General features: G+C 38.5%; 12 protein-coding genes. 9 read left to right on the top strand and 3 right to left on the bottom strand.

Annotated elements, in window-relative coordinates; genetic code table 11:
* Positions 1-276 precede the first annotated feature (276 nt).
* Positions 277-1,653, bottom strand: coding sequence for an amino acid permease (locus ED2_RS02725; protein WP_005879395.1), 1,377 nt, complete (start codon positions 1,651-1,653; stop codon positions 277-279).
* Between the two features lie 248 nt (positions 1,654-1,901).
* Between ED2_RS02725 and ED2_RS02720 the strand changes: the two genes are divergently transcribed.
* From ED2_RS02720 to ED2_RS02690, 7 genes are all read left to right on the top strand, one after another.
* Positions 1,902-2,648, top strand: coding sequence for a metal ABC transporter ATP-binding protein (locus ED2_RS02720; protein WP_005879393.1), 747 nt, complete (start codon positions 1,902-1,904; stop codon positions 2,646-2,648).
* Positions 2,645-3,484 (top strand): metal ABC transporter permease, encoded by an 840-nt coding sequence (locus ED2_RS02715; protein ID WP_016176917.1) that lies wholly within the window; start codon positions 2,645-2,647, stop codon positions 3,482-3,484. Before ED2_RS02720 ends, ED2_RS02715 begins: the two co-directional genes overlap by 4 nt.
* A 46-nt stretch (positions 3,485-3,530) precedes the next feature.
* Complete coding sequence (gene efaA / locus ED2_RS02710) at positions 3,531-4,481, top strand: Mn/Fe ABC transporter substrate-binding lipoprotein EfaA (RefSeq protein WP_016176918.1); 951 nt, start codon at positions 3,531-3,533, stop codon at positions 4,479-4,481.
* A 393-nt stretch (positions 4,482-4,874) separates the two neighbouring features.
* Positions 4,875-5,621, top strand: a complete 747-nt coding sequence (locus tag ED2_RS02705) for a hypothetical protein (RefSeq protein WP_016176919.1) — start codon at positions 4,875-4,877, stop codon at positions 5,619-5,621.
* 25 nt (positions 5,622-5,646) lie between these two features.
* On the top strand, positions 5,647-6,822 hold the full coding sequence (gene queG, locus ED2_RS02700; protein ID WP_016176920.1) for a tRNA epoxyqueuosine(34) reductase QueG: 1,176 nt from the start codon (positions 5,647-5,649) through the stop codon (positions 6,820-6,822).
* 378 nt (positions 6,823-7,200) lie between these two features.
* Positions 7,201-7,818 carry an aggregation-promoting factor gene (gene apf, locus ED2_RS02695; protein WP_005879382.1) on the top strand — a complete coding sequence of 206 codons (618 nt, stop codon included), beginning with the start codon at positions 7,201-7,203 and terminating at the stop codon, positions 7,816-7,818.
* 185 nt (positions 7,819-8,003) lie between these two features.
* On the top strand, positions 8,004-9,641 hold the full coding sequence (locus ED2_RS02690) for a phosphoenolpyruvate carboxykinase (ATP) (RefSeq protein WP_060789688.1): 1,638 nt from the start codon (positions 8,004-8,006) through the stop codon (positions 9,639-9,641).
* A 95-nt stretch (positions 9,642-9,736) separates the two neighbouring features.
* Here ED2_RS02690 and ED2_RS02685 read toward each other — a convergent pair whose 3' ends face one another.
* Together ED2_RS02685 and ED2_RS02680 are read right to left on the bottom strand one after the other, a co-directional pair.
* On the bottom strand, positions 9,737-10,846 hold the full coding sequence (locus tag ED2_RS02685; RefSeq protein WP_005879378.1) for an NAD(P)/FAD-dependent oxidoreductase: 1,110 nt from the start codon (positions 10,844-10,846) through the stop codon (positions 9,737-9,739).
* Positions 10,847-11,025: 179 nt separating this feature from the next.
* Complete coding sequence (locus tag ED2_RS02680; RefSeq protein WP_016176923.1) at positions 11,026-12,399, bottom strand: MFS transporter; 1,374 nt, start codon at positions 12,397-12,399, stop codon at positions 11,026-11,028.
* Between the two features lie 217 nt (positions 12,400-12,616).
* Here ED2_RS02680 and ED2_RS02675 point away from each other — a divergent pair, with 217 nt between their 5' ends.
* Positions 12,617-13,249: a GyrI-like domain-containing protein gene (locus tag ED2_RS02675; protein WP_005879374.1), complete on the top strand. Its 633-nt coding sequence runs from the start codon at positions 12,617-12,619 to the stop codon at positions 13,247-13,249.
* An 85-nt stretch (positions 13,250-13,334) separates the two neighbouring features.
* Positions 13,335-13,790, top strand: a complete 456-nt coding sequence (locus tag ED2_RS02670) for an arginine repressor (RefSeq protein ID WP_016176924.1) — start codon at positions 13,335-13,337, stop codon at positions 13,788-13,790.
* The last annotated feature ends 2 nt before the right edge of the window (positions 13,791-13,792 follow it).

Raw genomic sequence — 13,792 nt, 5'->3', positions numbered from 1 at the left:
GAAATTTCCGAAAAAACTGACTGCTGGACGCTGCTTATTCGAGAGTCTGCAGCAAACCTGATTTTTAGATTTGTCCCACATTCAGTCAAAAGTGGCAAAGGCAATATGGCTTGAACATGAAATGAGAAAGCCAGCGTCTTTAGGCGCTGGCTGGTGTTAAGGGGTAATAGCCCTAGTGCAAACCACCCTTTTGAAGGGGAGGTGATTTATAGAGTATATCGAGGGAATGGAAGCTATGCTCTAAACGCGTGTAAACACATCTGTTCAGCCCTCTTTCTAGGCTCTATTTGCTAGTCTGCGTTCTCGAATAAAATAATGGATCGCCATGTAAGCTAAGAAAACCAAGCCAATAAGTAAAGAGATTCTTGTTTCAGGATTGATAAACATAAAGACTAAAACAATGGCGAGAAATAACAAAGAAAGATAGTTCGTGTAAGGAGAAAATGGCATTTTGAACGGGTGATCAGCCATTTCTTCAGGATGTGACTTTCTAAATTTGATCTCACTGATCAAAATAACGATCCAAGGAACCATACCTGGAAGGATACTCGAGCTATAAACAAAAACAAATAGATTTTCTGAATGATGCACGACCATCGGTAATAGATAATTTAGGATCAATCCAATGAAGATACCGCCAGAGATTGCGACAACTGGATAAAATGGAACACCGTGACTTGTAAGTTTCAAAAATTTCTTTGACATCTTGCCGTTGACAGCCAAAGCATAGATCATTCGGCTTGCACTGAAAATACCTGAATTACATCCAGATAATGCAGCAGTCAAAACAACGAAATTGATCAAACCAGCAGCAAAAGTAATGCCGATTTTAGAAAATGTTTGAACAAATGGTGACCCGATCTCACTTAATTGATTCCATGGATAAATACTTACAATGATAAAAATCGCACCAATGTAAAAGATCAAGATCCGACCAAGTGTTGATTGCACTGCTTCTATGATCGTCTTTTTCGGTTCAGCTGCTTCTCCTGCTGTCATGCCAATCAATTCGATTCCTTGATAAGAGGCAACAACGATCGACAAAGCAAAAAAGAATCCTTTTATACCACCAGTAAAGAAGCCACCATTTTTCCACAGATTTGAAACGCCTACAGCCACACCATGGTTTCCAAATCCAAATAGAATAACTCCCAGACCTGCGATGATCATCAAGATGATCGTTACTACTTTAATAATTGAAAACCAAAACTCTAATTCACCAAATGCCTTAACAGAGATTAGATTTGCAAGCATCAAAAAAAGGACAACAAGGATTCCTGGAATAACGGTTGGCAAGTTAGGCCACCAATAATTCATATATTCACCTACAGCGATGACTTCACTGATTCCAACTACGACAAACTGAAAAATGTTACTCCAAGCAGTTAGATAACCGGCAACAGGATGGATGTACTCACTAGCGTAATTTGCAAAGGACCCAGTTGAAGGATCGATATAAAGCATCTCGCCGAGTGCACGCATGATCAAATACAAAAAGAATCCTGCAATTGCATAAGCAATCATAACTGAAGGACCAGTCCAGCGAATGGTTGAGGAGGCACCCATAAACAATCCAACGCCAATAGTCCCGCCTAGCGCAATCATCTGTATATGACGTGCGCTAAGACTTCGAGTTAATTTTTCTTCTTCCATACTAAAACTCCTTTCGATTTTTGAGTAAAACAAGCAAATACTAATAATTGCAACGCATATTTCAGATGAGAACAAGTATTAAATAAAATAAATTCGCTTATCGACTCTTGATGTGATTTTACAGAAACTTTGCGTAAAATGCGAGTGAATTTTAATTTTTTTTTTTGCTGATAACTTGAAAATGCTTTCGTTTTAAGTTAAACTACATTTTAATTAAAAGTTAGGTTAACCTAAAAAGGAGATTGTGCATGTCGAAATATATGATTGAAATTCAAAATCTATCAGCTGCTTATCAAGGAAAATCAGCGTTAGAAGCAATTGATTTAAATATCCAGCCAAAACAGATTACTGGGATCATCGGCCCAAATGGTGCAGGAAAATCAACTTTGATGAAAGCTATCCTTGAATTGATCCCCAAGCGATCGGGTGAAATCTTTTTTGGTGGGCAACCCATCCGCAAAGTACGTAAACAAATTGCATATGTCGAACAACGCAATGAGTTGGATCTCTCTTTTCCTATTGATGTATCAGGGGTCGTATTACTAGGAACCTATCCTTCATTAAAGATAGGACAGCGCCCAGGGAAGAAAGAAAAAATGCGAGCAAAACAAGCGTTAGAAAAAGTCGGGATGAGCGATTACGAAAAACGACAGATCAGTGAGCTTTCTGGCGGGCAACTGCAACGTGTTTTTTTAGCACGTGCACTTGCTCAAGGTGCAGAATGGATTTTTTTAGACGAACCTTTTGTCGGAATAGATGCGGTAAGTGAAAAGAAGATTTTTTCTCTTTTGAAAGAGTTGAAAAAAAGTGGGAAAACAATCATTATTGTTCATCATGATCTACATAAAGTAGAAGAGTATTTTGATGAATTGATCCTACTGAACAAAACCTTGATTGCCAGCGGTCCTGTAGCTGAAACGTTCACATCAGAAAATCTACAAGCGGCCTATGGCGAAGTGATCGGTCAATTAGTGAAGGGAGAAGAGAAGAAATGATTCAATCTTTTTATGAAGGTCTGCTGAATTATCAGTTTTTACAATACGCATTGCTTACGTCCATTTTAGTTGGATTGGCTTCAGGAGTGATTGGCGCATTTATTATATTACGTGGGATGTCATTGATGGGAGATGCTATTTCTCACGCGGTTTTACCAGGGGTTGCTATTTCGTATATGTTTGGGTTCAGTTACATTGTCGGTGCGACTGCTTTTGGAATGTTGACAGCAGGGATCATTGGGTTTGTAACGCAACGTAGTCGGTTAAAAAATGATACGGCGATCGGGATCGTATTCAGCTCTTTCTTTGCACTTGGAATCATTTTGATTTCATTTGCCCAGAGTGCAACCGATCTTTACCATATTTTATTTGGAAATGTGTTAGCGGTTAGAGAAAGTGATTTACAGATGACTGCTATCGTGAGTGGGATCGTGCTATTGTTCATTTTTATTTTTTATAAAGAACTGAAGATCACATCATTCGATCCAATGATGGCCAAAGCCTATGGGTTGAATACTACGTTGATCCATCATGTACTGATGTTTTTCTTGACTTTAGTTGCAGTTGTTAGTTTGCAGACAGTAGGAACGATCCTAGTGATCGCTATGCTGATCACTCCGGCAGCGACAGCCTATTTGTTAACGAACAATTTAGCGAAAATGATCATTCTATCGGCAACAATCGGCGTTTTAAGTGCTATTGTCGGTGTCTTTTTCAGTTATAGTTACAACTGGCCTTCTGGTGCTACGATCGTGTTGGCATGTGCGCTGTTCTTTACACTTGCTTTCTTGTTCTCACCAACAAAAGGAATTTTATTTCGGTCAAAGCAAGCATAAGTACGATCAAAGAAAATTAAAAAAATAAAGTAAAAGAGGTGGCACAATGAAAAATAAAAAAAAGATTTACTGGTTGTTATTTGCAGGGTTCTTACTTTTAGCCGGTTGTGGGAGCCAAGCAACCGACAAAGAGCAGGAGAATCAATTAACGGTAGTGGCAACAAATTCGATCTTAGCAGATATGGCTAAAGAAATAGGAAAAGAGCATGTAATTGTTCATAGTATTGTTCCGGTGGGCACGGATCCCCATGAACATGAGGTGTTGCCGGAAGATATTAAAAAGGCAAGTGATGCAGATGTCATTTTATACAATGGGTTAAATTTAGAAACCGGGAATGGCTGGTTTATGAATTTGATGGAAACAGCGAAAAAAGAGGAAGGAAAAGACTATTTTGCAGTAAGTAAAAAAGTTACACCACTCTATTTGGCAAAAGGGGCTACTAAAACTCAGGCAGATCCTCACGCATGGTTAGATTTGTCGAATGGGATGAAGTACGTAGAAGAAATAACAAGGATTCTTTCTGAAAAAGATGAAGATAATCAGAAAGAGTATGAAAAAAACAGCAAAGCGTACATCGAACAATTGAAAAAATTAGATCAGCAAGCAAAAGACAGTCTTGGTTCGATCGAAGAAGATAAACGATTGCTTGTAACTAGTGAAGGAGCGTTCAAATATTTTTCAAAAGCGTATGATGTGCCGGCTGCCTATATTTGGGAAATCAATACAGAAAGCCAAGGGACACCTGAACAGATGAAAACGATCGTTAACCAAGTGCGGGATTCAAATGTGCCTGTTCTATTTGTCGAAACGAGTGTAGATCCGAGAAGTATGGAACGTGTCGCTAAAGAAACGGGACTAACGATCTATGACAAATTGTACACGGATTCGATTGATAAAAAAGGTGAAAAAGGCGATTCATATTACAAGATGATGCAGTGGAATATCCAGACGATCCATGATGGGTTAAGTCAAGAAAAACCGGAGGAAGCACATTAGGTAAGCGATTTGTTCAACAAAGAGATGTGGCGACAAGATGTTCAAAGAGGAGTAAAAGTTTGTATACCTTGTTTTTTGATGTATAGTGCAAGCCTACATTTGACTTGTTTTAAGAAGAGGCTGGGACAGAAGTGTTTAACTCCGAGAAATAAGAAGAAATGAACGAAAATTGCTTTTCAAATTTTTGTTCATTTCGGCTTATTTAAGAAGGAGTTACTTCTGCTCCCGCCGTTTATTCGTTTTTAAAGCATGAGACAAAAGTGTTTCTTACTTTTGTCCCACTCGCTTCTTTTTCACGAAAAAATGACTAAAAAATCTTTCTTTTTACAGCTTACAGATACCTTTTTTAGCGGATTTCCGTTATAGTTAGAGGTATGAAAGGAAGGTGGAGCTATGAATTTTACGCGTAAAGACAAGCGTCAAATCAAAGAAGAAGTGATTAAGCTGATCGAACAGCATGAAAACTCTGAAAAGGATCAAGATCTACAATTTTTAGAATCCGAAATGGCTAAATTATTCATAGCAAATCCAAATGAAGCGGATAATGAAGAGCATTATCCTGCGAAGTGGCTTTTCGATGAATTTCAGTCATTAGATGAAACAACAGGAATCGGCTATTTCGTTTCGATCTCTTCTGGAGGTTTCGTCCCAGGCGTCTTAGTCAAACAAAATAATGAAGTGACTATCAAGGCGTGGCCTGCATTGTTTTCAGTGATGGGAACAGAAGGTGTGATTGAGAAAATACAATCGGCTTATTACAAAAGTGCATTTATCGCAAATAGTAAATTGATGAATAGCTATTATAATCGACTAGTCCAAATTGCACGTCCAGGGAAAATCCCCCAAACGTTTACGTATACACAACAAAAATGTCTGTATGAAGAAACACTTTATTCGAGAGATCTATCCACTTTTTCTCAGGAAGAACAAGTTCGCTTCCATGAATTATTGCATACTAAACCTGTTTCTCTCAATTTTTTTCAGGCATTAGATAACCAAAGAAAATGGATTTCTGTCAATTATTGGGAAATATTTGCCACGAGAAAACGCTGGATGGCTGAACGAAAAATTGCAGATCAGCAAATCCAATTTGTCCAACTAAAAAAAGACCGTTTATACTACGGATTATATAGTCGTTGACGGTCATGATAGATAGGTGGGGGAAATGACAAAAACATTAAAAGATGAAATCATAGAAGAGAGCAAGCGTCTAGGGATCGATAAAATCGGATTTACTACAGCTGAACCATTTGACCATCTAAAGGAATCGCTAGAGTCACAGAAAGCAGCGGGACATACTTCTGGTTTTGAGCATCCAGTGATTGATGAACGTTTGTATATAGAAAAAACGTTTGAATCTCCGCAGTCGATCATTTCGATTGCTTTAGCTTATCCTACAAAAATTCATGAAGAAGTACCCAAAGATGAAAAACGTGGGCAATTTGCACGTGCCTCATGGGGAGTCGATTATCATGATATCTTGCGTGACCGCTTAAATAAACTGATCGATTTCATCAAAACAAGAGCAGCTGTATGTCAACAAGAAGATGCTTGGCGATTTGCACCGCAAGTCGATACAGGAGAATTGATCGATGTAGCGGTGGCGCAACGTGCTGGATTAGGATTTATTGGCAGAAATGGCTTGTTGATCACAGAAGAATACGGCTCATTTGTGTATCTTGGAGAAGTTGTTACAAATATCCAATTTGAACCTGATGAGCCCGGTGTATTTGGCTGTGGTGACTGCACACGTTGTATCGCAGCGTGTCCGACGAAAGCATTATTAGGTGATGGACGGATGAATGCTCAAAGGTGCTTGTCGTATCAGACACAGACGAAAGGATTAATGCCTGAAGAATATCGGAAGAAAATGCGTAATGTCATTTATGGTTGTGACATTTGCCAACTCGTCTGTCCCTATAATAGAGGAAAAGATTTCCATTTCCATGACGAGATGGAACCAAAAGTCGATGAAGTTTATCCCAAATTGAAACCAATGCTCCAATTATCAAATAAGGAGTTCAACGCACAATTTGGTCATTTAGCCGGTTCGTGGCGTGGAAAAAAACCACTGCAAAGAAATGCCCTCATTGCTTTAGCCAATTTAGGCGATACTTCTGCTTTACCTGAGATCGAGAAATGCTTAACGGATGTTAGACCTGTGATCCGTGCAACGGCAGCTTGGGCAATTGGTCGCTTAGGGAGAAAAGAACCAAAAAAATGGATAGAAACTTTAGAAGTTGTCGATCAAAAAGAAGATAACGAGGAAGTTTCAATAGAAATAGCACAGGCAATCACAATGTTACAAAAGAAAAACAAAGAAAAACGACCAAATAGTTAAGAGGTTTCTTCCACAAACCATGATTTTTGTCCAGTAATTGTTGTAACAATTGCTGGATTTTTTGCATTTTTAGTAAAATTTTTAAAAAAATGAGAGTTATTTAAAGAAAAATGGAAAAAAATAAGCTTTAAAAATGAGCTTATATTACAAAACATAAGTTTTTCTAAACAAGTTAAGAAATAGTTAAAAAGCGTTTCCTCACTTGATACATAAGGCTTTTGTAAGAATTCTGTATTTTTTTTACTTTGAGTTATGTTACAAATATTAAAAATTCGCCGATTTTGTCATTAAATGTCACACTTCTTTTACCTATGAAATATTTTTAGATGATAAAGTTAATGACGTTGATAAATACATGGGAAAATAAAGGAGATAAATATGAACTCAATTAAAAAGATCGTTTTAGGTACAACTTTTGCTGCTGGTGCAACTGCTATGTTTGTAGGAACAACAAATGCGCATGCCGATGAAGTCTATACAATCCAATCTGGTGATTCACTATCAAAGATTTCACAAAAATTTGCTGGTGACAATTCATTGATCAAAGCAATTGCTGAAAAAAATAATGTTGCAGACATTAACCGCATTTACGTTGGTGAAGAATTAACGATCCCAACTTCTAGCGATTCTTCAGCAAAAACTGAAGCAACACCAAAAGTAGAAGCTCCAGCGACAACTGAAACAGCAACGCAAGAATATACATACGTTGCACCAGTTGAAACAGTTGAAGTAGCACCTGCTGCTCCCGCTGCTGCAACAGCAACAACTCCAAGCAATACAAGTTCTTCAAAAGAATGGATTGCCAATAAAGAATCAGGCGGTTCTTATACAGCAACTAACGGCCGTTATATCGGACGTTACCAATTAGATGCATCATACTTGAATGGTGACTACTCTGCTGAAAACCAAGAACGTGTAGCTGACCAATACGTTACTTCACGTTATGGTTCATGGGATGCTGCACAAGCATTCTGGTTAGCAAACGGCTGGTACTAAGTCGAGTCTAGCAAATAATAATAAATAATTAGATGAACCAAGAAATCGTTACAGCGATTTCTTGGTTTTTTTGTAATAGAACACTGTTAGAACACCCAAAACAGGAAATGATTGGTAAGAAAGGAAGAAGTTACGTTATAATTAAGAAAACGCTTTAATCCGAAAAGCATAAACGAGGTGATAGGATGAGTACAAAATCATTTTTACAGGCAAAAGATATAGAACCTGAGAATCCACTGCTATCAGGTATTCGTACCATAATTGAGACGGCGTTCTATGGAAACAATGTCGAGCGGATCCCCAATTTGCAGACCGCTTATCAGTTAGCAAAAGAAAGCCCAGGAACGATTGTCACAGATCTACCAATCATGCATGCTGAAGAATTTAAGTTACCACAAGATGCAAAAATACTAGTGTTCAATGACGGTAAGGTCGTAGGGCGAACAGCATCAGCAAGACGAGTTATCGGAGAACTGACAATTGATCAAAAGAAATATGAAGGTATTTTACGTGAAGCTGTTTATCAAAGTAGAAAGAGAGCATTTTATCATGGTGAAGTAATCGTTGGGTTGGACAATGAGTTTTCAGTCAAGTCACACTTACTGATTCCTGAAGGGTTCGAGAACAATCTCTATTCTTATCTGTTGAATTTTCAATTTGCTACGGATGAGATTGAAAAAGTCTATCAAAACTCCACTGTTTATGATGAAGGGGACCTTTATATTTTTTGTGATCCCTATTGGACAGACAGCGAGCATCCTGATGGCTTAGTATTGTTTGATCCTCATCATAACGTGGCAGCTGTCTTAGGGTTGCGCTATTTTGGGGAGCTGAAGAAAGCTACATTGACGCTAGCGTGGGCGATGGCAAACAGAAATGGATTTGTTGCTTGCCATGGGGGAATGAAGCAATATTCTTTAGATGATAGAACTTATACGATGGCTGTTTTTGGCTTATCTGGCTCTGGAAAATCCACGATTACATTAGCGAAACATGCAGAAGATCTACCCGTAACGATCCTTCATGATGATGCGTTTATTATTTCTCGAAAAAAAGGTTCGACAACTGCGTTGGAACCCTCCTATTTTGATAAAACACAAGATTATTCTTCCGATGATCCTACCATTGCCTATTTTCTTACTTGTCAAAATGTTGGAGTGACAACGAATGAAATGCAAGAAAAAATAATCATCACACAAGATATTCGTAATGGAAATGGTCGGACAGTGAAATCTCGTTTCGTCACTCCAAATCGCGTAGACCATTTGGCTGAACCGATAGACGCTGTTTTTTGGATCATGAAAGATGACTCTTTACCACCCGTTTTAAGAATCGATGATCCTACATTAGCTACCGCTTTTGGAGCGACATTAGCTACGAAACGTTCGAGTGCCGAAAATGTGACAAACGGTGACACCAACCAACTAATTATAGAACCTTTTGCAAATCCCTTCCGTGCCTATCCATTAGGCGAAGACTATCAGGCATTTCGAACGCTTTTTGAATCAGGTCATACCAAATGCTATGTATTGAATACAGGAAATTATAATGGAAAAAAAGTAACACCAGCAATCACCTTAGGGAGTATCGAGAAAATTGTTCGCGAAACTGGGAAGTTTATTCCATTTGGTATGCTACCTAGAATTTCTTACTTGTCGATTGAAGGAATGGAAGTGCCTTTTGATGATAGAGCATATAGACAACTATTGCAGGAACGTTTACGGATACGCACACAATATATTCGCTCATTAAATGCCTATCATTCGTTGCCAAAAGAAGCAGCAGAAAGTATTGAGCAATTGATTATTCAATTAGCAAAGTAGCACTTGGATTTGATTTATTCAGTAGGATAGATAAGCTATAATAAAAAGCCGAGATACCCAGAAATAATGACACTATTTCTGGGTATTTCGGCTTTTTATTGATTGTTCTTTATATAAGTATGGATTTCCTTTTGATAATCAGCCCCTTGCCAAGAGCCAGTGTTCAGATACATAGCTAAAAGATAACCAATAAAGGGTCCTGTCGTTAATCCAGATGAGCCGAGACCGCTAGCAACAAGGAGTCCTGGATCATCTGGCAATGGACCAAAGAATGGAGCAAAGTCAGATGTATGAGCACGAGTACCCACTTGGAGATGATGTGATTGAGCAAAAAGTTTTTGTGGTTCTTCCAAAAAACTAGCAGCATTTTCACTCAATTGTCGATAAGCCTCTTCAGTAGGGGTCAAGTCCCAACCATCAGTATTTTCGTGGGTAGCGCCTAATAAAATTTTTCCATCAGTAAAGGGGATCAAATCCGCTTCTCCATCCAACATCGCGACAGGCCAATCCTGGCTCTGGGAAGAAGCTGTATCAAATACCACAAGTTGTCCTTTTTGCGGCCGAATATCTGTCTGATAACCTAAAGGAGCCAATAAGGCTTTTAATGCAGGTCCTGGTGATAAGATCACTCGGTCGAAGTTCTGTTTTCCTGACTCACTTTCGATCACCCAATCATCCTGAGCTCTCTTTAAGTGCGCTTTTTCATGGAGTTGTTTGATCCCTTTATGAGTAAGTCTTTTAGACAATTCATTTAAAAATGTTTTTCCATCAAGTTTTCCACCACCGCTGATATACAAAGCGGGCATTCGCTTCAATAGAGGAAGAAGTGCAGATGTTTCCTCAGGTTTCAGTAAACGAATCTTGCCGATTTCTGGTGCCTCTTTTTTTCTTTCTTCGGCCAAATCAGCTAGTTCGGCTAATTGTTCCGTTTTACGGAGTATGATGGTACCAGACTGCGCATAGATCGATTGACCAAGTGAAAAATCTTGAACTAATTTCGGGAAAAAAGCGGCGCCGTCTTTTGCTAAATGATACCATTTCTTGTTTCTTCTTTTGGAGAGCCAAGGAGAAATGATCCCGGCGCTAGCTTTTGTTGCTTGACCTACTCCATGATCGTAAAGTACGATCTCAAACTTTGTTGTATCAAGATAATTGGCTAAAGTCATTCCAATGATCCCACCACCGATAATGGCAATTTTTTCCATAAAGAAAGCCTCCTTTTTTCAGTCTCTATTTTCCCATAAACTCGTCGATCAAGAAAGTGTTGAGACAGTTCCTCCTTATTAGAAACAGTGTGTGCTTTATATTAAGACGACTGAAGTGTTGATTAGAGAAAAAGTACTCGTCTAGGTAAGAAACTGCTGGGAAATAGTTTACAGAGAAATCATGCTTTCTTTTTTGCTAAACTATACTGGATGAACTGGATAAAGCTGATTATCAGTAAGAAAAGCAATACGCCTAAAGCAACTTTTGATCCTAAGGTAGTAGCATCTCGGTAGTTTAATGTTGTATGGTCTTGGATAAGATTGATAATAATCGCTACTAGAGAAGTTGCAACAGCTCCAGAAAATTGTTGTAAGGTGTTGAATACAGCATTCCCATCACTTTGTGCATCTGCCTGCAACGCATTCATCCCGGTAGTCATCATATTACTGTAAGATAAGCCGATACCCACCATATAGATCACATGGCAAAGAACCAAGAATAGCAGAGAAACATGTCCGATGAGAAGAACAAGTGCAGACCAACCGATAAGCGCAAGGAGCAACCCAGCTAGAATCGGTTTTTTTGGTCCGTACTGATCTAGTAATTTTCCAGAAAAAGGCGATAACAAAGCTCCTACAGCTGCGCCTGGAAGCATAGCGATGCCAGCGATGAATGGACTACTTCCCTGAACGATCTGTATAAAATTAGGTAGGACAAAGGAAATACCCAACAATAAGAACTGATAAATCAAAAAACTAAACAAAAATAAACGAAAGGTTTTATTGTGAAAAATAGTCAATTGGATCAAAGGGTATGCTGCTTTTTGAGTGCGTCGATAAAAAATGAAACAGCCAATGATAGCGATAACTAACGCAAGCCAACCCACCGTTGTGCCTAACATACTCAAGAAAGTCAAACTTCCGCTAAAAAGGAGACATAAACCTAAGACGCTTGATAGGTCTAAACGGCCACTCTTTTTAACTGGAATAGTAGGGATAGCAACTAACCCAATGACTAATGAAAGCAGTAATACGGGAATGAGAAAAAGAAAAATGTGATTCCAAGTAAAATTCGAAGTTAAAATACCACCGTAAGTCGGTCCGATTGCAGGAGCAATAGCGGTAGTCAAAGTCCCGACTCCCATCATTGCGCCACGTCGATTCATCGGAGCAAAAGTTAAAATAATATGGAACATCAAAGGTAATGCGATTCCTGTCGCCGCTCCTTGCAGAAGTCGACCAAGGAGTAAAATCAAAAAAGTTGGAGAAAAGAAGTCAACGATAATTCCAGCTAAAAACAGTAGATTGGACAGTAGAAAAAGACTGCGTATACTAAAATTTTTAGTAAGATAAGTCGACAGGGGGACGATGATCGAGATCATCAATAAATAGATAGTCGTAACCCATTGGACCTGTGCTGTAGTTAATTGAAATTGGTTGATCAAAGTTGGAAAGGTTACGTTCATTGCCGTTTCAATCAACACTCCGGCAAAGGACATCATACCTGTAGCGATCACCGCAGGTATTAATAAAATATGTTTTTGTTTTGTCATCGTGTTCACCTCAAAAAAATTTCGTAAAAAAAGAGAGTGATTTCTATTTAAAAAAATAGAAATCGCCTCTCTCTCGACACGCCAGTGACGTGTTATCTGTACGATTTGTTTACATCGCATATTCTAGCATAGAATGAAAATTAGTGTCAACAACGTTAGCCAAGTCTGAGTAAAAGAGTTATGATAGTATGGAATGGATAGATAACAGGAGGACGGAATGGAAAAAATCGATTGGAAAAAAAGTGAGCCTGGTTATAGTATAAAGAAAAGACCACAGATCTTAGTATTACCTGAGCAGCATTTTTTTAGTATCAATGGGGTCGGTGACCCAAATGATGAAGATTTCCAGCGACGTGTTGCTTCTCTTTACGCATGGAGTTATGCTATTCGGATGTCACCAAAGAAAGATTGGGTTATTCCAAACTTTCAACCTTACACGGTGTATCCGCTAGAAGGTCTATGGGGAATACAAGAGAAGTACCTCAACGAAAAAGTAATGCAAAAAAAGCATTTTGCTTATCAATTAATGATCAAACAACCTGGTTTTGTAACCAAAGAAGTGGCACAGGAGGCTCTTGTCCAAAGTGCGCATAAACTACCGTCCGAGCTGATAGACCAATTGCAGTTTGTAACAATCGAAGAGGGATTGACTGCGCAAATGGTACACATCGGTCCATATGATGATGAACCCGCAACATTTAAAAAGTTGGCTGATTTTATTCAAAAAGAAGGCTATGAACGGACGTCTAAAGAGCATAAAGAAATCTATATGAGTGATCCACGTAGAGCAAATCCAGAAAAAATGAAGACGATTTTACGTGTGTCGATTGCTCCAAAATCGATTCGTTGATTCATAGAAAATAAAAGTAAAAAATACTAAAAAGAACAAAAAAATCAGTTTTTTTTTGCTATAATAAAGACGAGAGGTGTCCAGTATGAAAAAAATCCAACGACAATCATTGATTCGCAGAATCATTACGGAACAACCAGTCAGTACCCAAGAAGAACTTTTAGCTAAATTACAAGAAGTTGGTGTTAAAGCAACTCAAGCGACGATTTCCCGCGATATTCGAGAAATGAAGCTGGTGAAATCCCATGATGAGAATAAGCAAGTACGGTATGCATTATTTAGTCAACCATCTGAAACATTGAATGAAGAACGACTAAAATCAGCTGTCAAAAGAGAAGTGTTAAAAATTCAAATCGTACAATTCATGATTGTCGTGTTAACCGAAAAAGATGGCGCAGATGTCGTAACGAATTGGTTAGATGAAGCAGCCTACCCAGAAGTTTCTGCAACGATCGCCGGTGTAGACACATTTATCGTGATTTGTCGCTCTGAAGAAGATGCACAAGCATTTGCAGAAAAGTTAGAAAAAATGAGAGAATAAAG

Origin of the sequence: Enterococcus durans NBRC 100479 = LMG 10746 (genome assembly GCF_001544215.1) — a bacterium.
Classification (GTDB): Bacteria; Bacillota; Bacilli; order Lactobacillales; family Enterococcaceae; genus Enterococcus_B; species Enterococcus_B durans.
Note: the sequence above shows the minus strand (reverse complement) of the source record. Positions and strands in the feature narration are given on the sequence as shown.